This is a genomic window from Dendrosporobacter sp. 1207_IL3150 (genome assembly GCF_036763085.1).
Classification (GTDB): Bacteria; Bacillota; Negativicutes; order DSM-1736; family Dendrosporobacteraceae; genus JBAIYU01.
This window is the reverse complement of sequence record NZ_JBAIYU010000033.1, coordinates 1-24,697: the sequence shown is the minus strand read 5'-3', so window position 1 is coordinate 24,697 and position 24,697 is coordinate 1. Positions and strand designations below refer to the sequence as shown.

At 39.1% G+C, this 24,697-nt stretch carries 24 protein-coding genes, 1 tRNA gene, 1 rRNA gene and 1 riboswitch; of the genes, 21 read left to right on the top strand and 5 right to left on the bottom strand.

What is annotated here, in order from left to right:
* Nucleotides 1–145 precede the first annotated feature (145 nt).
* Complete coding sequence (locus V6C17_RS15930; RefSeq protein WP_333523569.1) at nucleotides 146–2,176, bottom strand: putative bifunctional diguanylate cyclase/phosphodiesterase; 2,031 nt, start codon at nucleotides 2,174–2,176, stop codon at nucleotides 146–148.
* Between the two features lie 280 nt (nucleotides 2,177–2,456).
* Between V6C17_RS15930 and V6C17_RS15925 the strand changes: the two genes are divergently transcribed.
* The 3 genes from V6C17_RS15925 to V6C17_RS15915 all read left to right on the top strand — a co-directional run bounded on the left by V6C17_RS15925 (nucleotide 2,457) and on the right by V6C17_RS15915 (nucleotide 4,096).
* On the top strand, nucleotides 2,457–3,002 hold the full coding sequence (locus V6C17_RS15925) for a pyruvate kinase alpha/beta domain-containing protein (RefSeq protein WP_333523568.1): 546 nt from the start codon (nucleotides 2,457–2,459) through the stop codon (nucleotides 3,000–3,002).
* A gap of 129 nt (nucleotides 3,003–3,131) precedes the next feature.
* The gene (locus tag V6C17_RS15920) at nucleotides 3,132–3,812 is read left to right on the top strand and encodes a 4'-phosphopantetheinyl transferase family protein (protein ID WP_333523567.1); all 681 of its coding nucleotides are present in this window, start codon (nucleotides 3,132–3,134) and stop codon (nucleotides 3,810–3,812) included.
* Entirely contained in the window at nucleotides 3,812–4,096 is a 285-nt protein-coding gene (locus tag V6C17_RS15915; RefSeq protein ID WP_333523566.1) for a CC/Se motif family (seleno)protein, read from the top strand. Before V6C17_RS15920 ends, V6C17_RS15915 begins: the two co-directional genes overlap by 1 nt.
* 81 nt (nucleotides 4,097–4,177) lie before the next feature.
* Here the strand turns inward: V6C17_RS15915 and V6C17_RS15910 are convergent, their stop codons facing one another.
* On the bottom strand, nucleotides 4,178–4,807 hold the full coding sequence (locus tag V6C17_RS15910) for a YigZ family protein (protein ID WP_333523565.1): 630 nt from the start codon (nucleotides 4,805–4,807) through the stop codon (nucleotides 4,178–4,180).
* A 127-nt stretch (nucleotides 4,808–4,934) separates the two neighbouring features.
* Here V6C17_RS15910 and V6C17_RS15905 point away from each other — a divergent pair, with 127 nt between their 5' ends.
* The 3 genes from V6C17_RS15905 to V6C17_RS15895 all read left to right on the top strand — a co-directional run bounded on the left by V6C17_RS15905 (nucleotide 4,935) and on the right by V6C17_RS15895 (nucleotide 8,076).
* On the top strand, nucleotides 4,935–5,411 hold the full coding sequence (locus V6C17_RS15905) for an acyl-CoA thioesterase (RefSeq protein WP_333523564.1): 477 nt from the start codon (nucleotides 4,935–4,937) through the stop codon (nucleotides 5,409–5,411).
* 232 nt (nucleotides 5,412–5,643) lie between these two features.
* Nucleotides 5,644–7,062, top strand: a complete 1,419-nt coding sequence (gene aspA / locus V6C17_RS15900) for an aspartate ammonia-lyase (RefSeq protein ID WP_333523563.1) — start codon at nucleotides 5,644–5,646, stop codon at nucleotides 7,060–7,062.
* 60 nt (nucleotides 7,063–7,122) lie between these two features.
* Nucleotides 7,123–8,076 (top strand): phosphatase PAP2 family protein, encoded by a 954-nt coding sequence (locus tag V6C17_RS15895; RefSeq protein ID WP_333523562.1) that lies wholly within the window; start codon nucleotides 7,123–7,125, stop codon nucleotides 8,074–8,076.
* A 29-nt stretch (nucleotides 8,077–8,105) separates the two neighbouring features.
* Here the strand turns inward: V6C17_RS15895 and V6C17_RS15890 are convergent, their stop codons facing one another.
* The gene (locus V6C17_RS15890) at nucleotides 8,106–8,276 is read right to left on the bottom strand and encodes a hypothetical protein (protein WP_333523561.1); all 171 of its coding nucleotides are present in this window, start codon (nucleotides 8,274–8,276) and stop codon (nucleotides 8,106–8,108) included.
* A 76-nt stretch (nucleotides 8,277–8,352) separates the two neighbouring features.
* A riboswitch (SAM riboswitch) is annotated at nucleotides 8,353–8,454 on the bottom strand.
* A 147-nt stretch (nucleotides 8,455–8,601) separates the two neighbouring features.
* Here V6C17_RS15890 and msrB point away from each other — a divergent pair.
* The gene (msrB, locus tag V6C17_RS15885; RefSeq protein ID WP_333523560.1) at nucleotides 8,602–9,561 is read left to right on the top strand and encodes a peptide-methionine (R)-S-oxide reductase MsrB; all 960 of its coding nucleotides are present in this window, start codon (nucleotides 8,602–8,604) and stop codon (nucleotides 9,559–9,561) included.
* Between the two features lie 62 nt (nucleotides 9,562–9,623).
* On the opposite strand, the gene V6C17_RS15880 is transcribed toward msrB, so the two are convergent.
* A complete protein-coding gene (locus V6C17_RS15880; RefSeq protein ID WP_333523559.1) occupies nucleotides 9,624–10,544 on the bottom strand; it encodes a DMT family transporter in 921 nt (306 codons plus the stop codon).
* A 140-nt stretch (nucleotides 10,545–10,684) separates the two neighbouring features.
* Complete coding sequence (locus tag V6C17_RS15875) at nucleotides 10,685–11,401, bottom strand: helix-turn-helix transcriptional regulator (protein ID WP_333523558.1); 717 nt, start codon at nucleotides 11,399–11,401, stop codon at nucleotides 10,685–10,687.
* A gap of 699 nt (nucleotides 11,402–12,100) precedes the next feature.
* On the opposite strand from V6C17_RS15875, the gene nifH reads away from it, so the two are divergent.
* The 14 genes from nifH to V6C17_RS15805 form a co-directional block, all read left to right on the top strand.
* Nucleotides 12,101–12,922 carry a nitrogenase iron protein gene (gene nifH / locus V6C17_RS15870; protein WP_333523557.1) on the top strand — a complete coding sequence of 274 codons (822 nt, stop codon included), beginning with the start codon at nucleotides 12,101–12,103 and terminating at the stop codon, nucleotides 12,920–12,922.
* A gap of 29 nt (nucleotides 12,923–12,951) precedes the next feature.
* Nucleotides 12,952–13,278 (top strand): P-II family nitrogen regulator, encoded by a 327-nt coding sequence (locus V6C17_RS15865; RefSeq protein WP_333523556.1) that lies wholly within the window; start codon nucleotides 12,952–12,954, stop codon nucleotides 13,276–13,278.
* Between the two features lie 12 nt (nucleotides 13,279–13,290).
* On the top strand, nucleotides 13,291–13,698 hold the full coding sequence (locus tag V6C17_RS15860) for a P-II family nitrogen regulator (RefSeq protein WP_333523555.1): 408 nt from the start codon (nucleotides 13,291–13,293) through the stop codon (nucleotides 13,696–13,698).
* A gap of 33 nt (nucleotides 13,699–13,731) precedes the next feature.
* Nucleotides 13,732–15,351: a nitrogenase molybdenum-iron protein alpha chain gene (gene nifD / locus V6C17_RS15855; RefSeq protein WP_333523554.1), complete on the top strand. Its 1,620-nt coding sequence runs from the start codon at nucleotides 13,732–13,734 to the stop codon at nucleotides 15,349–15,351.
* Nucleotides 15,352–16,740 (top strand): nitrogenase molybdenum-iron protein subunit beta, encoded by a 1,389-nt coding sequence (nifK, locus tag V6C17_RS15850; RefSeq protein WP_333523552.1) that lies wholly within the window; start codon nucleotides 15,352–15,354, stop codon nucleotides 16,738–16,740.
* A 95-nt stretch (nucleotides 16,741–16,835) separates the two neighbouring features.
* On the top strand, nucleotides 16,836–18,182 hold the full coding sequence (gene nifE, locus V6C17_RS15845; RefSeq protein ID WP_333523551.1) for a nitrogenase iron-molybdenum cofactor biosynthesis protein NifE: 1,347 nt from the start codon (nucleotides 16,836–16,838) through the stop codon (nucleotides 18,180–18,182).
* A 13-nt stretch (nucleotides 18,183–18,195) separates the two neighbouring features.
* Complete coding sequence (locus tag V6C17_RS15840; RefSeq protein WP_333523550.1) at nucleotides 18,196–19,590, top strand: nitrogenase component 1; 1,395 nt, start codon at nucleotides 18,196–18,198, stop codon at nucleotides 19,588–19,590.
* Between the two features lie 11 nt (nucleotides 19,591–19,601).
* Nucleotides 19,602–20,903, top strand: coding sequence for a nitrogenase cofactor biosynthesis protein NifB (gene nifB, locus V6C17_RS15835; RefSeq protein ID WP_442891521.1), 1,302 nt, complete (start codon nucleotides 19,602–19,604; stop codon nucleotides 20,901–20,903).
* A complete protein-coding gene (locus tag V6C17_RS15830; protein WP_333523549.1) occupies nucleotides 20,900–21,208 on the top strand; it encodes a 2Fe-2S ferredoxin in 309 nt (102 codons plus the stop codon). The genes nifB and V6C17_RS15830 overlap by 4 nt, the downstream gene beginning before the upstream one ends.
* Before the next feature lie 24 nt (nucleotides 21,209–21,232).
* On the top strand, nucleotides 21,233–21,859 hold the full coding sequence (locus V6C17_RS15825; RefSeq protein ID WP_333523548.1) for a Fe-only nitrogenase accessory AnfO family protein: 627 nt from the start codon (nucleotides 21,233–21,235) through the stop codon (nucleotides 21,857–21,859).
* A gap of 10 nt (nucleotides 21,860–21,869) precedes the next feature.
* Entirely contained in the window at nucleotides 21,870–23,051 is a 1,182-nt protein-coding gene (locus V6C17_RS15820) for a homocitrate synthase/isopropylmalate synthase family protein (protein ID WP_333523547.1), read from the top strand.
* Nucleotides 22,952–23,818 (top strand): homocitrate synthase, encoded by an 867-nt coding sequence (locus tag V6C17_RS15815; protein ID WP_333523546.1) that lies wholly within the window; start codon nucleotides 22,952–22,954, stop codon nucleotides 23,816–23,818. The genes V6C17_RS15820 and V6C17_RS15815 overlap by 100 nt, the downstream gene beginning before the upstream one ends.
* A 394-nt stretch (nucleotides 23,819–24,212) precedes the next feature.
* Nucleotides 24,213–24,287, top strand: a tRNA-Gly gene (locus V6C17_RS15810).
* A gap of 123 nt (nucleotides 24,288–24,410) precedes the next feature.
* A 16S ribosomal RNA gene (locus V6C17_RS15805) occupies nucleotides 24,411–24,697 on the top strand; the annotation flags it as partial.

Sequence of the window (24,697 nt, the reverse complement as noted above, 5' to 3'; positions counted from 1 at the left end):
TATTATGATTGTTTCCAAAGACATTATGTCTGTCCATTTTCGTGGCATAATTAAAACCTCCCGTCATAGTTATCCTACAACAGGAGGCTTTTTGTCACAATGTCTGTTTTGCTGGGTTCAGTTCAAAAGCTGCAGGCTTCATTGTTTAAGCATATTTTTTTAACAGTTCGGTCATATCATCTGATGGAAGCGGTTTACTGAACAGATAGCCTTGCATTTGAGTGCAGTTTTGTTCTTTTAAATAGCTTAACTGTTCCATGGTTTCAACACCTTCGGCAACAACATCTAATTTAAGACTTTGACCAAGTCCAATTATAGCTTTGGCAATAAAGGCACCATCTGACCCGCCTTTGATATCCTGGATAAATGATCGGTCAATTTTAAGCGAATTTATTGGAAAACGCTTTAGGTAAATGAGAGAAGAGTAACCCATACCAAAGTCATCAAGAGCAATTTTTATTCCTTGTTCCTTAAGCGAATTGAGAATCTCTACAGTATAATCAGCATACTTCATAGCAATAGTTTCGGTTATTTCAATTGTAAGCCACTTAGGGTCTAGCTGTGTACTTGTTAATTTATTAGCGATAAGTTTCAGCAAGCCGACTTGCTGAAATTGTTTAGCCGACAAATTGACTGATATATCGATTGGTGGAATTCCTAGCTCCTGCCAAAGTTTATTTTGTCTGCATGCTGTTTCCAAAACCCACTCGCCTATTGGAAGGATTGCTCCACATTCCTCAGCTATTGGGATAAAATCCGAAGGAGGTATTAACCCTTTAGTTGGGTGCTGCCAGCGTATTAATGCTTCAACACCAACAATCATGCCCGATACATTAACCTTCGGCTGATAATATAATACAAATTGCTCTTCTTCTAGAGCTTGATATAAGCTTGTTTCAATTTCCATACGCTTGGCTATGTGTGAATCCATATCGCGTATATAATACTGATATTTTCCTTTTCCTTGTTCCCTAGCTTTGAACATGGCAATATCAGCCATTTTCATTAGATTCTCAGCGTTACCGCTGTCATCCGGGTAGATAGCTATGCCAATTTTCGCAGTCATTCGAAAGGTAGTTTCAGCATAAGTCCATGGCTCTTTGATAACAGTGATAACCTTACGAGCTATGTTTGTTACTTCGAAGGTGTTAGTAATACCGGTGAGTAATATAATAAATTCGTCGCCGCCTAACCGGGCAAGGGTGCAATCTTTTGGTACACATGTTAGTAATCTTTGCGCAATCTGTTTTAGCATTTGATCGCCAGCAGTGTGGCCATGTGTATTATTTACCAGTTTAAAGTCATCTAGATCTATAAACATGATGGCGACTTTGTTATTGGAGATAGCGGCATTATCAATTGCAGCAACAAGTCGTTGTTCGATTAGCGCTCGGTTGGGAAGACCTGTAAGCGAGTCGTGATATGCCATATGCTCTACCGTATTATGATGTTGGATTTGTTCGGTAACATCTAAAAAATGAACAGCAAACAGACCATGTTCAGGACTATATGCTTCAATGTGATAATACTTTTGTGTCTCTGCAAAATAATCAGTAAAAGTAATAGGTTCACCGGTTAGAGCCACTTTCCCGTACTTTTCTATCCAGCTATTTTGAATATTAGGGAAAATCTCGCGAATTGATTTACCAATAACTCTTTCGCCCTTTAAGCCAGTGGCACGTTCAAAAGCAGGATTTATGTCCAAAAACAAATAGTCAATGGGGATACCGTTATCATCACAGATTATTTTGTGAAGAGCAAAAGCATTTATCATTTGATCAAAAAGTGCGCGGTATTCTTTTTGGTTTTTTAATAATGCAGTTGAACTGTCGCTTAGCTCAGCAACCTGATTTTTTAGTTGTTCCTTGCTAGCTGCAAGTTCGGCAAAAGCGACTTGTAAATCTTGATGGCTTTTACTCAGATTAGCCTCGGTATTAATAATTTTCTTTACAAAATTATTCGTAATCAAGTAAAGCAGCGCAGCAGTTAGTAATACAAAAATAAAGCCTTTTGAGATGCTCAGATATACTACATCACCAGTATTGAAGGATGCATCCAGAAAGATTTTATCCGTAATAAGAATCCATGAGGCCCCGATAAAAGCGTATAATAATGTTACTTTAAGTGGCAGATTTTTTATTATCAGGTCAGGGCCTTTATTTTGGGAAATATTCATATGAATTTTACGCTCCCCGATATATACTTAACGATTGAAAAATCTAATAAATATTTCGACACGATCTTACAATTTCCTGCAAATTAATGTATTTACTGTCAGGTATTTACTAATAAAATATTGTAAAATCTGTCTAAAGAAGCGAGTAATAGAATGTTTATATGTGGCATTTTGTATCGGCAAGACTTATTAAATGCATTTAAATATGTCTATCGAAAAAATAAGCTGAGACGCGAGGAAGTATTATGATTGTGGTGAATCTCTATATTGAGGTGATTAAATGTATTGGGAAAAACCAGGTATTGAAAATACCACTAAAACTATAGAATTAGCTTTAAGTACAGCGCAAGAGCGTAGGATCGAACATATAATAGTAGCATCGAGTACTGGAGAAACAGCAGTGCAGTTAGCTGAAAAGCTTAATAATTTTGTATGTGTAACATATGTAAATGGTTTTTTTGAACCAGGCCAATCAACAATGCTGAATGTAAATCGAAAGGTCTTAGAGCAAAGAGGTATAAAAATTTTATCAACAACTCACGTACTTTCAGGTGCTGAGCGGGGAATAAGCCGCAAGTTTCAGGGGAGCAATCCAGTTGAAATAATGGCAGCAGCATTGCGAATGCTTGGGCAGGGTGTTAAGGTTTGCACTGAGATTGCAATCATGGCATTAGACGCGGGGCTTATACCTTATGGACAGGAGGTAATAGCAATCGCTGGTACTGGTAAAGGGGCGGATACAGCAGTCATTGTAAAGCCCGCTCATGCTGCAAATGTTCTAGATACATATATATCAGAAATTATTTGTAAACCAAAGACAAAGTGAAAAGAAACACACAGCTGTTATATTGAAAAATAAATATTTCTAAAAAACTCATACAAAATATTTACGTTAATAGTATAATGAATTGTAAGTAATAATTAGGAAAAATAATGTGTAGGTGATGACAGCATAATGAAAGTTTACGCTTTTCAAGTAAGTGAAACTATGCGTATAGCTGAAATGTCTCGAACATATCAATCCTTGCATGGCTTGAGTACTAACATTACAGAAATATTAGATGAAGAAATTCAGATTAGGCAGCTTACTAATTCAATAGTAAAGACAATTGCTAAGGATGAAGCCGGTTTGGAAAACATCGAGGTAGCTCAAGATGAGTTTGGCAAATTGGTGGTAATCGGCAACAAAGATTTTTATTTCAGCCTTTCACATGCCGGAAAATGGCTTATTTGTGCCGTTGATACAAAGCCGGTAGGGGTATATATTGAACAAGTGCGCTCTTTAAGCACTAAAGAATTGAGTTGTGTCTTATCTAAAAGAGAGCAACAAGAGATGTTTATTAGATGCGATAATGATAGTCAGCGAATGCTCTACTTTTATAATTTGTGGACTCTAAAAGAAAGCTACTTTGAGGCGGTAGGACGAAAAGTACCATATAGCAGGGATTGCTATACGGTTAAAACTGATGATGATGATGGTAGCGTTAGGCTTGAAACAGACCAGCAAGACGACTACCCTACTTTATTTTATCGGCGGTACTGTCTTGACCCTCAATATAAGCTTGCTGTATGTGCCTCCCATACAGTCTTTCCTGCTTCGATAACTATGCAGAGCTTTTCGTGGAGGGGTGCCTGATGCTTCGGGTAAGCGACGATGTCCGCGATTATGTTAAAAATAAAGGCGGGGTTGTAACTATTTCCCATGGGTGTGATGCTGGAATGTGCTGTGGGCGAATAAACCTTGGTCCAACAGTCCGGTTAGGCAAGCCGGATAATCTGGAAGACTTTAATGAGTACCTATTAAATGGTATCAGTGTTTTTGTACCATTAAATTTTATATCACCATATTCTTTAAAGATAGTACTAGGAAAACTACTTTGGTTTAACACTCTCCATATTGAAGGCTGGAAATTAGTATAAGCTAAAATAAAGTCAAAAGGCCTGATTCCACAAAAGGAATCAGGCTTTTGTATTATGGTTATCATAATTGATAACCTGTTTTTAGATATCCATATCCAGGTATATTTCATCTGCGCAAGATATCACGGCTTGCCCAGCGGTAAGATCGGTGAGTAGTTTGATAAGCTCGTTTTCCCGCCCGCTAGGAGTTACTACCGTCAGTGTTACTTTTTCTGAGAAATCTTTTCGTAAAACTTTAATCTTATGAACTGCAAGCTGATGTTCAATAGAACTAAGCATAGAGTAATCAAGATCAACTATTACTTTTGTGTGTAAACATTTCAGGTTAACTCCAGCGGCGGTTATAACATTGCTTGCGGCTTTGCCGTATGCTCTAATTAATCCGCCTGCACCAAGTTTAATTCCTCCGAAGTAGCGGGTCACTACAATGACTGTATTTCTCAGTCCATTTTTTTTGATAGCCTCAAGGATTGGTTTCCCGGCTGTACCGCTCGGCTCGCCATCATCATCAGCCTTTTGCATATCATTTTCTCCAACCACATAGGCACTGCAATTATGAGTAGCATCCTGATGCTGTTTCTTTATACTATCAATAAATAGTACAGCCTCAGTTTCAGTTTGGGCATTATTTACAAAAGCTATAAAGCGGGACTTATCAACATATAATTCAATTTCAGCGAAACCTTTGACAGTGTTGTATTCTAAAAGCATTGTCGTAACTCCAAACACTCTTTTATAAATTGTTGGCAGTAAAATAACTTTATGCTATAATTATGGAAATTTCTCTCCTGTATAAATTAATTTTACTACTATATTCGCAAGAAGGGAAGTGTGTGACATGGAAGGAAAGAGTATTGCTCAGTCAGCCGTTGTTATGTCAGCAGTTATGCAGCCTAACCAAGCTAATCCAGCCGGAAACGTTCATGGTGGCGAAATCATGAAGATGATGGATAACGCCGCATTTGTTGTTGCTCAGCGCCATGCTCGTACCAATGTAGTAACGGCTCGTGTTGACGAATTAACTTTTCATCATCCTATTTTTGTAGGTAACTGGGTTACTTGCCGAGCGCATCTTACCTTTGTTGGACGCAGTTCAATGGAAGTAGCCGTTATTGTTGAGGTGGAGGATCTGTACAGTGACGAATCTTGTAAATGTGCTTTGACAGCATATTTTACTATGGTTGCGATTAATGCTGGCGGAAAACCGCTAAGGGTGACACCTTTAGAAATAACTAACGAAGCGGAGCAGCAAGCTTTTGATGAAGGTAAGAGTCGTTACGAAACCTATAAACAAAGAAAACATAAGAATACATAGTTAGCTAATAGAGCATAAACCTGAGAGATTACAAAAATGTAATTCTTTTCAGGTTATTTTTTATTGGTTAAAAACAAAAAATAGAAAAAACTTGAGAAATTTGAAATGTCCACCAAGTGCGAACTTTTTAAAATAATATCTAGTATTTAGAGTACTTCCTTGGTATAATGTATACAAGATACTAATACAGAAAATATGCGCAATTCAATTTGACGCATAAGGGGGAAATTCTATGCGAACAGAACGTGATTTTTTAGGTGAAGTACAGCTTCCGGATAATGTATACTACGGAGTACAAACCTTACGTGCTGTAACTAACTTTTCCATTACCGGTCATCGTCTAAGTCGTGAATTTATTGTAGCTTTAGCCGTTATAAAAAAGGCTTCAGCAAATGCTAATATAAAAGCCTGCTTATTATCCGAAAACATTGGTAAGGCAATAATTCAAGCCGCCGATGAAATAATCAGCGGTAAGTGGCATGATCAATTTGTTGTTGACCCTATCCAGGGTGGGGCTGGGACATCAATGAATATGAATGCTAACGAGGTAATAGCTAATCGTGCTATCGAAATCTTAGGCGGTCAAAAGGGCGAATATACTCTGGTATCGCCAAACAACCATGTTAATATGTCGCAATCAACTAACGACGTTATACCGACAGCTATTCGTATTGCAACTATCGTAAAGGGTAAGAAGTTAGTTAATGAACTTAGCGCTTTGGTAGATAGCTTCAATGATAAAGCTGTAAGTTTCCAAAATGTTTTAAAAATGGGCAGAACACATTTACAGGATGCTGTTCCGATTACCTTGGGGCAGGAATTTAAGGCTTACGCCGATGCTCTTTGCCGATCGATAAAGCGCATAGAAGTATCTATGAACAGCTTGAAAGAAATAAATATGGGGGCAACGGCAGTAGGTACAGGCTTAAATGCCGAACCGGTATATATTGCTGAAGTGGCTAAACAGATATCTCAGCTAACAGACGTTAATTATACTACTTCGCTTAATCTAATAGATGCAACGCAGAACACCGATGTTTTGGCCGATTTTTCTAGTACGTTAAAGGTTTGTGCCCTTACTCTATCTAAAATTTCTAATGACTTAAGACTTATGGCATCTGGACCTCGCACTGGCCTAAACGAGATATATTTACCAGCTCTACAACCTGGTTCTTCGATTATGCCCGGTAAGATTAACCCGGTTATTCCTGAGCTAGTAAATCAAGTAGCTTTTCAAGTAATAGGCAATGATCAAGCTGTGGCGCTGGCTGTAGAAGCAGGGCAATTAGAATTAAATGTAATGGAACCTGTCTTAGCTTATAATCTATTTAGCTCCTTAACCATTCTTACTAATGCGGTTAACGCCTTGAACTATAAGTGTATTCAGGGTATTAAGGCTAATGAAGAGAAATGCCGAGAAGCCGTCAACCGCAGTCTAGGAATTTTAACGGCACTTACGCCTCATATTGGTTATGAGCGGGCTTCTCTTATTGCGAAAGAAGCGCAGCAAACAGGCAAGCCAATTAGAGAGATAATATTAGAACAGAATCTTATGAATAATGATCAGCTGGATGTTATTCTGTCGCCAGGCGAAATGACTAAACCAGGTATCTCTGGCAAACAGTATATGGATCTTTATTGTAAAGTGTAAAAAATTCTTGAATAGGCAGGAATTATCCCCAATATTTACGAAAAGAGTTGCTATCATCAGATGAATGATAGCAACTCTTTTTATGGGGTGATAAAAATAAATGACATAATGGAAGTCGGCTTGGATTTCATTATTTTAGTTCAACAATTCAGAACTCCGTTTTTGGATGATCTTTTTCGAATCATAACCTTGATGGGCGAGGAGGAATTTTATTTAGCCGCATTGCCGATAATACTTTGGAATCTAGAATATTCGGTGGCTATAAGGCTAATAAGCTGTATCCTGTTATCACATTATTTCAATACTTTTATTAAAGATATTGTAAGTCAACCAAGACCTTTTATATATAATGCAGCTGTACAACTAACTCCAGCCAGTGGATATAGTTTTCCGAGCAATCATGCTCAGAATGGTTTGGTTTTTTGGGGTGGTTTAGGCTATTCATTACAAAAGAAGTCACTCTTTATGGCTGCTGGTGTAATAGCATTTTTGATTGGAGTTTCAAGGGTATACCTAGGAGTTCATTTCCCTAGTGATATTCTAGCAGGTTGGGTTTTCGGAATTTTAATGCTAAATTTATTCTTTAGGGGAAGTTTAATATCCGAATTAGCACCGAACTTTCGGGATTGGCGGTATGAGGCGGTTTTAGCACTGATAGTACCACTTTTGCTGCTAGCAGTTAGTCCTGTGCGTGACAATTGGGCAATAACAGCTGCTATTTCGGGTGGATGGTTTGGGGTTTTAATAAGAAAATATTTCATCAAAAACATACCGCAGAAATTTGAAAGTGACTGGAAGAATTCTGCACTAAGGGTTGTTTTTGGACTTTGCTCACTTGCATTGATTCTATATATATTGAAGGCAGCCTTGCCAAATGAAGAATCAAATATTTATAATATTTTCCGGTTCATACGTTATTGGTTGGCAACTATCTGGGCTATGGTGGGTGTTCCATGGGTGTTTAGTAAGATTAAATATATTGACCAGGGACGGAATTTCGATATGAGGAGATAATAGTTTAAAAGGTTTGTTTTATAGCAGCTTTAAAATTTTTGAATATTTTTTTGAATATATTTTACAACTCGCCCGTCTTCGATTACTATAACTATTCTTTGCTTTTTACGCTTTAAAGTATCAAGCGTACTTTGAGCAAAGTTTTGGCCTTCCGAATTATTATCTATATCTCCATTTGTAGTAACTATATGACAATTCATTTTAGTCGCTCCTTTCATAATGAAAAATAAAAAAACCCTTTCTGGAAGAAAGAGTTTGAACGTATTATAACTACGTCTCTCATCTTCCAGGATTACATCCTGGTGGAATTAGCACCACTGCATTTCTGCCGGTTGCCGGGTGTCATCGGGCCATTCCCTCGACCACTCTGGATAAGAGTCCAATATTTAATTTAGAGGTAATATTTAAATATTAATATGAGTTCTTCCAAATGTCAAGATGCATTTTTTCCTTTTACATAAGTATAACTGATGTGGGTAATTCTTGAGTTAATTGATTATTTTAATTGGTAAAGGAGTGAGCATTATGGTACAAAATGCAAGGATTGCAACATTTGCCGGAGGCTGCTTTTGGTGTATGGTTGGACCGTTCGAAGCGTTACCAGGAGTAGAAAAAGTGCTAGCAGGTTATACAGGAGGACATAAGCCGAATCCAACATATCAGGAAGTTTGCTACAATGATACCGGACACTATGAAGCAGTTCAAATTGAATTCAATCCTGAACAAGTAACATACAAGGATTTGCTCGATATTTTTTGGCGTCAGATTGATCCTACTGATCCAGGGGGGCAGTTTGCGGATCGTGGTCAATCATATCAAACGGCAATCTTTTATCACGATGAAGAGCAGAGGCAATTAGCTGAGGAATCTAAACAAGAGCTGGCTAAAAGCGGCAGGTTTGACCGTCCGATAGCCACAGCTATTCTACCGGCTGCCGTTTTTTATCCTGCCGAAGATTATCATCAAGGTTACTACCGTAAGAATGAAATGCATTATAATATGTACAAAGAAGGTTCGGGTCGAGCTTGTTATATAAAAAAACATTGGGGAAATGATGATAAGAAAAAAGCTCTAAAAGCTAAACTAACTCCGCTGCAATACGAAATTACCCAGAATAATGGAACTGAACCACCGTTTAGAAATGATTTTTGGGACGATAAACGTGAAGGAATTTACGTTGATATAGTATCTGGAGAGCCGCTGTTTAGTTCAATCGATAAATTTGATTCGGGCTGCGGCTGGCCTAGCTTTACTAAGCCCCTTAACGAAACTCAGATAAAAGAGAAAACTGATTTGAGTCACGGTATGGTTCGTACTGAGGTTAGAAGCAATGAAGCCGATTCGCATCTCGGTCATGTGTTTGATGATGGTCCTGGTCCGAAAGGACTGCGGTACTGTATTAATTCTGCGGCATTGCGCTTTATCCCTAAAGATGAACTTGTAGAACAAGGCTATGCCGAATATTTAAAGTTATTTTACGAATGAGTTAACTTTTCAGGTAAAGTATCACTAAGAATAAAAGCCGTAATGATACTTTACCTGATTTTTTAGGAGCTTGTGTTTTGTTTTTCCTCTATGGAGATTTTAGATGAAGTAGTTCCGCTCATAACAATATACACGGCAGCGAGTATTAGTGCTGTCCCGATAAAGAAGGATTGATTAAGGTGTTCGTCAAGTAAAGCCCATCCTAAAAAACTGCCGACAAGCGGTTGTAAGAAAAAGAATAATCCTGCCTGGTGTGATGGAACCAGTGCCAGGCCTTTATTCCAGAGAAAAAAAGCAACAGCAGTTGAGATTACAGCCAGATAGAGTATGCTAAGAATGATTGGCCAGCTTATAAGTAAAGCGAAATTTATGTTTGTAAATTCATAAGCAGCGACAGGAAAACTAGCGACAGTCGCTACAAGTATGCCAAACGTAGTGATCTGCAGAGCTGAGTAGATGTGAGAGATTTTTTTTGCTAAAACGGAGTAGTAACCCCAAAATAGAGCAGCAATTAATAGAAAAAGTGCTCCTTCTTGACTGCTTCCGGTGGAACCAAAGCCTGAGACTCCATTTATAATCATTACTCCGACGAATGACAGGGCAATTGACAGTAATTGGCGTGAAGTTATTTTCTCACGCAATAGCCATATTGCAAAAGCTGACTGGAAAACTGGTGATAATGTAGTTATTACTGCTCCCATATGGGCGGACGATAATTTTGTACCAATAAACTGTGCAGCTATGGATAGAAAGTAGCCGCAAAAGCCGATCTGAAATAAAGTTATTTTATTTAACCGGGGAATTATTGTGGTATTAGTGTACTTGCAGATGAGTGCCAGTACAAGGAATGAAATAAGGTACCGTAGAAACATAAGAGTAAAGGGTGGCACTATATCTAGGGCAAACTTACTTACAACATAAAGGCCGCCCCATATGCTAGCCGCGCCTGATAAGTAAATAGCGCCTAAGTTATTTTTACTCATAGACTTATAACCTCCAGTAGAAGATAGCACTATTTTAACAGATTATAGAGAAATATTTTTAGGTTAGAGTCTGTTCGTTTTTATCTTAAAATCAGATAGAGTCATTAATTATGACATTAGTCATTCACATGCGATTACGATTAAATGGTATTTCTAAACTGTAGAGGGGTCAGGCCTTCCAACTCAAGAAATGCTTTTGATAACGTAGACTGATGGCCATAACCTACCTGACAGGAGATATGCTGTAAAGAGTAATTGGTTGTCAACAGTAATTCTCTAGCTTTTTCTACTCTTAATCGCTGAATATACAACCTTGGAGTGGTTCCAGTATATTTTTGAAACCAATGGTGGTAGTGAGACTGATTATAATGTTCCATTGCTGCAAGCTGTTGTACGGTTAGTTTATTATGATAGTTTTCATGGATAAACTGAATGGATGAAGGTAATTTATTTGGTGCTATAAGGTGTATAGCATAGCGAAGTAAATCCTGAATGGATTGGTTATATGCAGGTTTTTCATGTACCTCTGAAAAGAGCAATGAACGTATTGCCTGCCAGCGATTATCAAACGTACTGATGATCTCAGGTTTTTTTGTTTGATTTAAGTTCGACTGTAAAAAATGAGTTGGAATATCAAATACAAAAAACTCGTTCTTATCTGCAGCAAAGAATGAGTGTTCTGAATCTGCAGGTATAAAAAGGACGTTATTCTCATTGGCAATTGCAGCGTGTGAATCAACGCTAACATTAAGGCAGCCAGTAATAGGGACCAGCAATTGAGCATATGGGTGCACATGATTATAAGGAGCTTTAGAATAAATCCTTCGTTCGCAAATTACATAGGACTGAGAAGTCATTGCAATCACCTGTTTCGCTTAAGTATGAATCAATGAGGGGTTGTAATATCGAGTTAAGCTTATTTGTAGCAGAGTTACTTTCTAGTTTAATAAGTTTAAGTTAAAGAGTAAACAAAAAACTGGGTAGATGATTTATCTTCGCCTTTTTCAGACTCATTTTAATATTGCGAATTTTTACGACCCTATTGCACCCTTATTTTTAATGTGTTATACTGACTTCAACTTAAGATTCTCTTAAGCGACGAAGCTTATAGGCATAATGTCTATAAGCTTTTTCTGTTTACTATAAGAAAGTATAAACTTTCTTACCTGCATAAGGGCAGCAGCAGCTTCTGCTTTCGCCAAAGGCTTGGTAAAAGCTGTGCTTTCTTTATTAATTTAATATCGTACCGGCAGGGGTAAGTTTTCTGTCGCAAAGCAAAGGAGCTATTTAGGTGGTCTTTATCACCGATAGCTCCTTTGCGCATTTAGCCCTGGCTGGTTGATAATTCTAATTATAAAAGGTGGTGGTCATTATAGAAAATGACGAGAGGCGTCGAAGCAATATAAAAGCTCCATAAGTATTCGCAGTACTTACGGAGCGGATGGCTAGTCTTTTACCCCTGGCAGGGCTTATTCGACGTGCCTTACTTTATTATAACCATCGTAATAATTAATTTCAAGCATCAATATATTGGAAATTTTAAGGAGGAAATGATTATGAGACAAGTTGCTATATATGGAAAAGGCGGTATTGGAAAATCCACTACTACTCAAAATACAGTTGCTGCACTGGCTGAAGCAGGAAAACAAGTAATGGTGGTTGGTTGTGACCCTAAAGCTGACTCTACTCGTCTTCTATTACACGGACTTTGCCAAAAAACAGTTCTAGACACACTAAGAGATGAAGGCGACGATATCGAGCTCGAGGATATCCTAAAGCCAGGTTATAGAAATACTCGCTGCGTAGAATCAGGCGGCCCAGAACCAGGCGTAGGCTGTGCAGGACGCGGTATTATAACCTCAATAAATTTGTTGGAATCTCTTGGAGCATACACTCCAGATCTTGATTATGTATTTTATGATGTTTTAGGCGATGTTGTTTGCGGTGGTTTCGCAATGCCGATCCGAGAGGGCAAAGCAGAAGAAATCTATATTGTAGCGTCTGGTGAACTAATGGCTCTCTATGCAGCTAACAATATTTCAAAAGGCATTCAAAAATATGCTCAAAACGGAAAAGTAAGACTTGGCGGAATTATCTGCAATAGCCGTAAAGTTGATGGTGAGCATGAAATGTTAAAAGCTTTTGCAGAAGAACTTGGCTCACAATTGATTCACTTTGTACCACGCGATAACCTGGTTCAAAGAGCAGAGATTAATAAGAAGACTGTTATCGATTATGACCCTACTGCTGATCAAGCAAACGAATATCGTCAACTAGCTAACAACATTGATGGCAATGATATGTTTGTTATTCCTAAACCAATGGTACAAGACCGTTTGGAACAACTAATGATGGAATACGGTCTTATTGAACTATAATTTTAAATAATATGACGGAGAGTGACGCTATGTTATTAGTTAGAGCGATAATTAGACCAGAAAAGAAAGACGAAGTTTTACTGGAATTAGCTAAGGCTGGCTTTAATGCAGCTACTGTCGTCGATGTTGTCGGCCGTGGTAAGCAAAAAGGGATTAAAATCGGCGGAATCGTATATGATGAGATTCCAAAAGCATTACTAATGATAGCAACACGAGACGAATATAAGGATGATATTATAAGCGTTATTCTTCGCTCAGCCAAAACTTCAGAAAAAGGGGCATACGGCGACGGGAAAATCTTTATCAGTGCTATAGATGAAGCTTATACAATATCTACCGGCGCTGCAGGCCTATAAGGAGGGCTGGCGATGAAAGAAATTATTGCAGTTATACGTATGAACAAAACCAATGATACCAAAAAAGCCTTAATTAAGGCTGGAGCTGCTGGTTTTACAGCATTTAAAGTAATGGGCCGAGGTAAATTGGTCAATGATGAGTCGATTATTATGGAACGTAAAAATAGACTGCTTAAATTAGCTGGCGATGAAGAGGCAGATACAGAAGTATTAATTGATGGGTTTTTAACAGGTGAACGCTTGTTTCCACGGCGTCTATTCACGGTGCTGGCAAAGGATGAAGATGTTAAAGGGATTGTTGATGCAATTATTGCAGCTAATCGTACTGAAAATAATGTCGGTGATGGTAAAATATTCGTTTTGCCGGTAATGGATGCAATTCGCGTTCGTACAGGTGAAACAGGTGAAACTGCAGTTTAATTAGAGCGTAGCGCAGAAAAGGAGGGCAAATTTATGGCTATGACGGAAAAACAATTAGAGGAGATACTAGCTAAGTATCCTTCGAAGGTTCAGAAGAACCGTAAAAAACACATACTTGTTAGAGATTCGGCGGCCGAGACTCCGCAGATTATAGAGGCAAATACCCGGACAATTCCAGGGATTATTACAAATCGGGGTTGCGCGTATGCTGGCTGCAAAGGTGTTGTAATTGGACCTTTAAAAGATATGGTTCATATTACTCACGGCCCAGTAGGTTGTGCTTATTACACCTGGGGTACCCGCCGTAATAAGGCTAAATCCGAAAACCCCGAAAAAAACTTTATCAACTATTGTTTTACCACCGATATGCAGGAAAGCGATATCGTATTCGGCGGTGAAAAGAAATTAGCTAAGGTTATTGATGATGTAATGGCAATTTTTAGTCCTAATGCTATATCGATTTCAGCAACTTGCCCGGTTGGCCTTATCGGTGACGATCTAGGAGCAGTAGCCAAAAGAGCTGAAGAAAAATATGGTATCCAAGTATTGTCCTTTAATTGCGAAGGGTATAAAGGCGTCAGCCAGTCAGCTGGGCATCATATTGCTAACAATGGCTTGATGGAGCATGTAATTGGTAAAGGTGATGCCGAAGAGGCACCTGCCAAATATGCTATAAACCTTCTTGGCGAATATAATATTGGCGGCGACGGCTGGGAAGTTGAACGAATATTAAAAGAAGTAGGCTATCATATTGTTACGATTATGACAGGTGATGGAACTTACGAAGATTTGAAGAATGCTCATGTTGCAGAACTTAACTTAGTACAGTGCCACCGTTCAATAAACTATATTGCTGAGATGCTGGAAATCAAGTACGGTACACCTTGGCTTAAAGTGAATTTCGTAGGCGTTCAAGCCACATGTGATACACTTCGCGATATAGCTCAGTATTTTGGCGACGAAGCGTTAATTCAAAAAACTGAAGAAGTGATTGCTAAAGAATTAGCCCGTATTGAAGCGAAAATAGATCAATATAAAAAGATTTGCGAAGGCAAAACTGCATTCTGTTTTGTAGGCGGTTCCCGTGGGCATCATTTTCAAGGCTTGTTTAAAGAATTAGGTATGGAAACAGTGCTTGCAGGCTATGAGTTTGCGCATCGTGATGACTATGAGGGACGGCAAGTTATCCCTGATATTAAGCTTGATGCTGATACCAAGAATATCCCTGACCTTCATGTGGAAAAAGATCCTGAGCGTTTCCGTCTTAAACTGTCACCTGAACGCTATGAAGAACTCAAGAAGAAAATACCACTTAGTCAATATTGTGGTATGAACGTTGAAATGAAAGATGGATCAGTTATCGTTGACGATTTGAATCATTTCGAAACAGAAGAATTTATTAAAATCCTAAAGCCGGATATTCTTGCTTCTGGTATCAAAGATAAATATGTAATTCAAAAAATGGGACTCCCATCAAAACAATTACATTCTTATGATTATAGCGGTCCATATGCCGGTTTTAATGGTGCATTGAACTTCGCAGAAGATATTTGCATGAGCTTCACTTCGCCAACTTGGAATTTCATTACTCCGCCGTGGAAAAATGAACCACTTTTAGTCGGTACAGTAACAGAAGAGGAAGGAGTGGCGTAAATGTTAGATTGTACACCAAAAGAGATAAAAGAACGTACTGGCGGCGGTTTAATTAATCCCGCGAAAACCTGCCAGCCGATTGGTGCTATGTATGCAGCACTAGGTATTCATAAATGCTTACCGCATAGTCACGGCTCTCAAGGCTGCTGCTCCTTTCACCGTATGCACTTAACCAGGCATTTTCGCGATCCGGTAATGGCGTCAACTAGCAGCTTCACCGAAGGATCTTCAGTATTTGGCGGCGGTGCAAATCTTAAAGCATCGATTAAGAACGTGTTTACTATGTATGACCCAGATGTAATTGCGGTTCATACAACTTGCCTTACTGAGACAATTGGTGATGATATTCCAAGCATCATACGTTCAGCAGAAGTACCGGAAGGCAAAGTAGTCATCCATGCAAACACTCCGAGTTATCAAGGTTCACATATTACTGGTTTCTCGAACATGGTAAAAGGTATGGTGAATTATTTTGCTGAAGCTACTGAGCCAATCAAAAAAGAACAAATAAATGTTATCCCCGGGTTCGTTAATCCGGCAGATATGCGCGAGATCAAAAGACTATTGAAACTAATTGGTGCAAAATCAGTTATGTTTCCTGATACTTCAGGGGTAGTCGATTCGCCAATGACTGGGGAGTTTCAAATGTATCCAGAGGGCGGAACTACTGTTGCTGAGCTAAAGGATGCTGGTAATTCTAAGCTTACTGTTGCGTTAGGGCGTTTTGCATCGAGCGACGGTGCAGAAGTACTAGCTAAGAAATGTCTAGTACCCGTTGCAACTCTAAAAACTCCGATTGGCATTAAGGCTACTGATGCGCTTTTAATGGTAGCAAGAAGAGCGTTTGCTAAAGAAATTCCGGCCGAGATTGAACTCGAACGAGGTCAGTTAGTTGATATCATGACCGATACTCATTTCCATTTCCACGGTAAAAAGGTAGCTATTTTTGGTGATCCTGATATCGTTACTGGTATTGCCGAATTTGTACTCAGTTTAGGTATGATACCGGTGCATGTACTAACTGGTACTCCTGGTGGGGCTATTGGATCGGCTGTAGGCAGCTTTGAAGAGGATATCCAAGAAATGCTGAGCCAAGCAGGAGTAAAAGGAAATGTTAAAGCTGGCGGCGATTTATTTACTTTCCATCAGTGGATAAAAAATGAACCAGTGGATTTGATAATTGGAAACACTTATGGAAAATACATTGCCCGTGCAGAAGATATTCCGCTAGTGCGCGTCGGCTTTCCTGTACTTGATCGAAGTGTACACTCGTATATGCCGATTGTTGGTTATCGGGGCGCAATGAGGCTGTTAGAAATGATCAGCAACGCTCTACTTGACCGTCAAGATCGCGATGCAGCCGATGAAGATTTTGAATTGGTAATGTAAATTTGACATAAATCTAACCTGGTAGCATCGGAATGCACCTCCGCGCAGAAGCTCTGTGTTCCCCATGCTTACTTGATCAATATTACTGGGAGGAAGTGATTGTTACGGAAGCGGCACTTGTAATAAAAGAAAGAAATGATTCTATTGCAAAAAAGGGGCGGCATAAAGCTCAGATAAAATGTGATACCGATAGTGTAGCTGGGTGTGTGAGCCAAAGGGCATGTGTTTTCTGTGGGGCAAGGGTAGTGCTTAATCCGATAACTGATGCTATCCATCTGGTGCATGGACCAATAGGCTGTGCCAGCTATACCTGGGATATTCGTGGTAGTTTAAGCAGTGGGGAGGAGCTTTATCGTAATAGCTTTTCAACTGATTTAAAAGAAAAAGATATTATATTTGGCGGAGAAAAAAAGCTGGCTAAAGCCATAGATGAATTAGTAGAAAAATATAATTCAAAATTAGTGTTTGTATATTCGACTTGCATAGTAGGAGTTATCGGCGATGATTTAGAGGCGATATGTAAAGCTGCAGCTAATAAGCATGGTATTGAAGTAATACCTGTGCAGTCGAGTGGCTTTATTGGTAATAAATCAGCTGGATATCGAGCTGCTTGCGATGCATTACTTCGTCTTATTGCGCCAGTCGAACCCCAAGAAATAAAGAAACGTAACAGTATTAATTACCTTGGTGATTTCAACTTAGCCGGAGAAGCTTGGATCATCCGAAACTATCTCCACGAAATGGGGGTAGATGTTAATACGGTATTTACCGGAGATTCCAGCTATGCTGAACTTAAATCGGCAACTACCGCAACGCTCAATATCATGCAGTGTGCTGGATCAATGACATATTTGGCTGAGAAGATGGAACGCCTCTATGATATTCCGTATTTACGGGTGTCCTTTCTAGGTATCGAAGATACTGTCAGGTCGCTGCGCCAGGTAGCTCTGGCGTTTGGCGACGCTGATGTTATTGCTAGAACTGAAGAACTTATAGCAAGAGAATTAGAGAGTGTCGAACCTATTCTAAAGTCATATCGTGAAAAACTTAAAGGTAAGAAAGCAGCCATCTATGTTGGCGGAGGCTTTAAGGCTATTTCGCTAATCAAGCAGTTTCGAGAAATTGGCATTGAAGTAGTAATGATTGGCACGCAAACTGGGCGAAGAGATGAATACGACACTATAAGCGATCTTGTGGATGAAGGTACAATAATTTTAGATGATGCTAATCCGGCTGAATTAGAAAAATTTATGGTTGAGCAAGGTGCAAATATTCTAGTTGGTGGAGTAAAAGAAAGACCTTTGGCTTATAAATTAGGTGTTTGTTTTATTGATCATAATCATGATCGAAAACATCCGTTAAGCGGTTTCGTCGGGGCAATTAATTTTGCTAAAGAAGTATATTCAACGGTTTGTTCGCCAGTCTGGAACTTTGTTCGTTAAAGGAGGGGAAGCTGTGGGTCTGGAAAACACCAATTACAAGAGTGTAAATGAAAATCCGTGCAGCATGTGCATGCCGATGGGAGCAATACTGCCATTTAAAGGAATTGAACAATCAATGGTTATTTTGCATGGGTCACAGGGCTGCAGCACTTATATGAGGCGGCATATTGCTGAGCATTTTAATGAGCCAGTGGATGTAGGGTCCTCGTCACTTAATGAAAAAGGTACGGTATATGGCGGAGAAGGTAACTTAAAACAAGCCTTGGATAACATAATTAAAGTTTACAACCCAAAGCTAATTGGTGTCTTAACAACTTGTTTAGCAGAAACAATCGGCGAAGATGTTAAAAGAATTACTAGTGATTTTATTTCTCATAATGGAATAAAAGATTTACCAATAGTGGCTGTGTCGACACCTGGCTATGGAGGGAATCATCCAGAAGGATATCTCTTAGCTGTAAAGAGTATTATCGAAGCGCTTACTCAAAAAGTTGAACCACACAACAGAGTTAACATTATTGTTCCTAATATTAGTCCTGCGGATATTCGAGAAATAAAACGCATCTTGGCATTAATGAATATTGAGTATATTCTTCTTCCCGATATTTCAGATACACTTGATCGTCCTTTTGAAAAACCATATACGAAAATAGCCAAAGGCGGCACTAGAATTTCAGATATTGAAGCAATGGGTGGAGCAACGGCCACGATCCAAATGGGGATAACGGCGGCTGATGAACTTTCACCAGGCAAATATCTTGAAGAAAAATTCTCAGTGCCGCTTTATAATTTACCGATACCAATTGGTATAGAGAACACTGATTTATTCATTAAAACTCTCACTCAAATTACTGGCAAAGTGTGTCCAGATATTATAAATGACGAGCGAGGGCGGCTGCTTGATGCCATGATTGATTCGCATAAATACAATTTCCAAGGTCGTTCAGTGGTTTTTGGTGAACCAGAATTAGTGTATGCTGTAACAAAGACTTGCTTTGAGAATGGTATTTATCCTGTTGTTATTGCTAGTGGCAGTAAGAACGATAAACTAGGAGAACTTCTAAAAAGAGAAATTGAAAGTTCGCCGGTAAAAGTTACAATTTTAAACGAAGCGGATTTTATGACGATTAGAGCTAACAGCCGTATCGCAGGAGCGAATATTGCTATTGGGCATTCAGATGGCCGGTATCTGACAGAACGTGAAGGAATCCCCTTGGTTCGAATAGGATTTCCAATTCATGACCGTGTTGGGGGACAGAGGGTGCTTTCAGTTGGTTATACGGGAACAGTAAATTTTCTGGATCGACTAACAAATACTTTACTAGAAAACAAATATAAAAATTATCGTAGTACTATGAAGAAAAAATATTACAGAGGTTCTATTAAAAGAATCACTGGCGAAGGGTGAGGTGACTTATTATGAGCTGTGGCGGCTGTAATGATAAAAGCGAGTTTCCGATGACTACGTTAGCAAGCGAACAAACGGCTAAACATCCTTGTTATTCAAAAGATGCTCATACGAAATATGCCCGCATGCATTTGCCGGTTGCTCCACATTGCAATATAAGCTGTAATTACTGCAATAGAAAATTTAACTGTGTAAACGAAAGTCGGCCAGGAGTTACCAGCGAAGTGCTAACACCGATAGATGCAAAGCGTAAGTTTGATATGGTAAAAGAAAAGATAGAACATCTTAGCGTTGTTGGCATAGCAGGGCCGGGAGATGCCCTTGCAAATTGGCCAGAAACAAGGGAAGCTATTGAGAGAATAAAGCGAGCTAATAGCGATATCGTCTTCTGTTTATCGACAAACGGACTTATGCTGCCAGAGTTTGCGCAAGAAATAGTTGAATTAGCTATTAATCATGTAACGGTTACAGTTAATTGTGTTGATCCGGAAATAGGCGCTAAGATTTATAAGTTTATAAATTATCGCGGACAAAAGCTTACTGGGATTGAAGCCGCTAAAACGCTATTGGAAAATCAGTTAAAAGGGATAGAATATCTGATTCGCCATGGTGTATTAGTAAAGATTAATATAGTCATGATCAAAGGAATTAACGACTTACACATTCCTGTGGTTGTCCAAAAGGTTAAGGATATGGGCGTGTTTGTTACTAATATAATGCCGCTAATTCCTGCGCCTGGCAGTGTATTTGAGTCAATGTCTCAGACAAGTATGAAAGAAGTAAATGATATGCGCTCTAAGTGTGAGCAGTTTCTTCCCCAAATGCGTCACTGTCAACAATGTCGTGCTGATGCTATTGGGCTGCTAGGTCAGGATCGATCACATGAGTTTCGATTTTCAGCAGAGCGTAAAGATAAATCTTCATTTTATGCATCTGAGGATAAATTAAAAATTGCGGTAACAACTAAATATGGGAGAATTGTTGATCAGCATTTTGGGTATGCGGACGAGTTTTTAATATATGAGGGTAGTAAAGGTAAGTTTAGATTAATTGAGACACGTAAAGTTGAGAAATATTGTCATGGCATGGAGAACTGTGACGGACGGGAATCAATCCGCAGTCATACTGTTGATATGATTTCCGACTGCGACGCTGTACTCACTATGAGGATTGGATTCCAAGCTCAGAAAAGACTTCTGAAGCACGGGATATACAGTATTGAGTTTTGCGATTCGGTAGAAAATGGCTTGGATTATACTTATGAGCAATTGGAAGTTGAAAAAACTCGTAAAAAGAAGGAGGCAGTATTATGAATAAACCCAAACATCATATATTCGTTTGTGTAAGTTCTCGGATAAATGGACAATTAAAAGGTACGTGTCATACAAAAGACGGGCTGGCGATTATGGAAAAATTTATGGAAGAGATTGAAGAAAGGGAGTTAGGCAGCGAAGTGTTCATTACCAATACTGGCTGTTTTAGTATCTGCGGTCAGGGGCCTGTTGTTGTTGTTTACCCCGATAATGTTTGGTATGGTCAGGTCACCCCAGATGACGTTGAAGAAATTATGGATTCACATATTGAGGGTGGAAAGATTGTAAAGCGCCTGGAACTGTAATTATTCCGAATGGAGGGCTTATGTATGGCACTTTCGATTGCAGTATTAGTGGGGGATGATGGAAGGACTATATCGGCGTATGAACCCGGCTGGATAATTGTTTTTCAAAAACAGCAAGGTGTCTGGAATGTAATTGAAGAGAAGAACTTTGACTTAGAGCAAAGTAAAGGCGTACGGAGTATGCGTCAGAAGATAGATGAGAACGTAGAGTTTATAGCTGCTAAAAGCAAAGTGTTTGTTGCATTAAATGTTAATGGAATTTTCTATTTCGAATTAGAAAAAGCGGGGCTCAGCATATGGGAGTTTGAAGGAAAGCCAGATGAATTTTTAGATTATATTATAAACCAAGAAGAAGCAGCAGAGTTAGCACGCGAGCAGATTACACCAGTCGAAGTGCCGCGACCAAAGCAAACTTCACCAGGTGAGTATACTTTTTCATTAAAAGAAATTCAGGAAAATAACTCTAGTATAACTAGCAAACAGGCGCTGCTCCCATTTGTAAAAGCGGGGACTTTTACAAAATTAGAAATAAGCTGTAATCATATTCCCTTATGGTTGGAAGCAATAGCGTTAGAAGGTAATTATACCTGCCTGAAGGAGCAGATAAATTCGAAGGAAGTTAAAGTCACTTTAATAAAAAATACTAAGTGAGGTAGTGGCTATGTCTAAACCGCTTATTTTTATTGATCAAACGATTAATCAAGGCTTTAAGCAAGCTTTGTCCAAAGGAAAAATAACTGAACTAGTGCGGTTGACAAAAGATATTTGCCTGGATTGCGCCGATATTGATTTTGATAATTGGAGTAAGCTGCCAGAAAAGTCTGGACTACCGATAAAAAAAATGCGGGGTAATATTGAACCGTGTTCGCAGCAGATCCTTGAGGCAGCAAAGCTGGGGATGAAAGCTGTTACGATAAGCATCTATTTTCAAGATGTTTTAGAAGTAGAACAAATTAGCAAGGCTCTAAAGCAAGCAAAGGAGCTTAATTTAGTTGTAGGTTTACGGATTGGTGATGCATCTGCATTAACCGCTCTTGAATTAGTTAACTTTGTTGAATGCTTTGATTCTGAGTTAATTGATACTTTAATCTATTGTGACGAAGATAGTTTGTTGGAACCTTTATCAACATACGATATACTATCTTTTTTGTCGCAGAAGCTAAAACAAGAACTAGAATTCCATGCTTATAATGATATGGGATTGGCTGCTGGCAATACCTTAGCTGCTATAAGGGCGGGTGTACGAAGGGTGGCAGTCGAAATCGCGGGAACAGAGCTATATGCTGCGTTAGAGCAAGTAATGTTAGGCTGTAAATTTTTAATCAATGAACCTATAGAAATATCTAATAAGTTAGCTGATTTATGTTCTCAAGCTGCCGCTTGTTTTGGAAAAGCACTACCCCAAAATAGACCTATTATCGGTAATAATGTGTTTGCGCATGAGTCGGGAATCCATGTTGATGGGGTAATAAAGAATCCAGAACTTTACGAACCCTTTGCGCCGGAGGTAGTTGGGCTCACACGAAAACTAGTAATAGGCAAACATTCCGGCACAGCTTCCATAAAAGCCAAACTTAGAAGCTGGAACATGCCGATCTCGGAGTTTACTGCGGTACTACTATTAGATTTAGTGCGGAAAAAAGCAAACGATATTAGGGGGCCGCTTAGCGATTTTGAATTGATTAACTTGTATTACGAAATATTTGGTTTAGTTCAAGACAATGCGATTGGAGGTGTAGAAATATGCAGAGAGGAAAAGAAATATACATCGTTGATACGACATTGCGGGATGGGGAACAGGCGGCAGGCTTGGTTTTTACCGCAGAAGAAAAGCTTGCAATAGCACGTGCCTTAGATAGTATCGGCGTTCGGTGGTTGGAAGCTGGTGTACCTGCGATGGGCGAAGAGGAACAAGAAGTGATGAAAATGCTTTTAGCAGAGCCCTTAAGAAGTACAGTGTTTTCTTGGAATAGGGCGCGTAAAGAAGATGTGTTAGCTTCGATCAAATGCGGCTTTTCCTTTTTGCATATTTCGATACCAATATCGGATCTGCATATCAAACATAAATTGAAGACAAGCCGTGAACGGGTATTGGCACAATTAGAAGAAGTAGTATTATTTGCGCGAAGCTTCGGTTGCAGAGTTTCTATTGGAGCTGAAGATTCTTCACGGTCAAGTACAGAACAATTTTTACAGTTAGCCCGATTAGCAGAAAAACTTGGAGCTGAGCGGGTTCGTTATGCTGATACTATTGGTTGTCTTGATTCGATAGCAACCCACAATAAAATTAAGATAATAACTAATAGCTGTCCTTTACCGATAGAAATTCACACTCATAACGACTTTGGTTTGGCCGTCGCTAATAGTGTAGCTGCTTGTAAGGCTGGCGCTGAATATGTTAGTACAACTATTGGTGGCATTGGTGAACGGGCGGGCAATGCATCAATGGAAGAGGTAGTAAGAGCGTTACATTTCATATGTAAATACAATACAGGAGTAGACATAAGCCAAGTGGTGGAGCTCAAGAAGCTTATCTTAAATTATACTGCTGAACCAGATGATAATTGTTCATATGGATACAACCATACAACTTCGTATATAGATTTTTAAATTAATTAATTAATTTAAAAATTCAGACAACGTATTGTAAATCAGAAAAAGTTGTTGTATATTAGATATTGTCAATCTCCTTTTTCCACATGCAGATCAATTTAGATAAATCTCCCGTCAGTAGTGGCGGGGGATTTTTCCTTTCTATATTCTTTTAACTAATTTAGTCGAACTATTATTAGCTTATATAACTGCTTCTATATTTATTAAAACGGTAGTATATATCTTGAATAATTTGGTAAGAATAAAAAGTGTTGACATAAGTATAAAACATATGTATAATAAAAACTCCAGTCGCGGTTAAGACAAGCGACAAAATGTGTTCCTTGAAAACTAAACAATGTAAGAAGAAAAATGCCAGATGTGCGGTGCTCAATGAGCACAAAACATGTGTGCGGAAATAGCTCAGTGGTAGAGCATCGCCTTGCCAAGGCGAGGGTCGCGAGTTCGAATCTCGTTTTCCGCTCCATACAACAATTTCGAATTATAAAGAGCCATCAAGGTTCTTCATATAAGCAGAGAACAGAAATCTCTGATTTCTTGTGAATCGCTTAGTTACCCGGCTTGCGGCGTAACTTCGACATAAATGCTTTTATTGGAGAGTTTGATCCTGGCTCAGGACGAACGCTGGCGGCGTGCCTAACACATGCAAGTCGAACGGGGTAACGTCCAGCACTAAGTGTTTTTGTAAACGGTGAGTAACTTTTCCCGGCGCATATGAGCGAACGATAGTGAGCTCATTACGCCCTCCAAAAGTGCCAACACCTACAAAATAAGAACACTAAGTGCTGGGCGGTACCTAGTGGCGAACGGGTGAGTAACGCGTAGACAACCTGCCTTCTAGATGGGGACAACGTTCCGAAAGGGACGCTAATACCG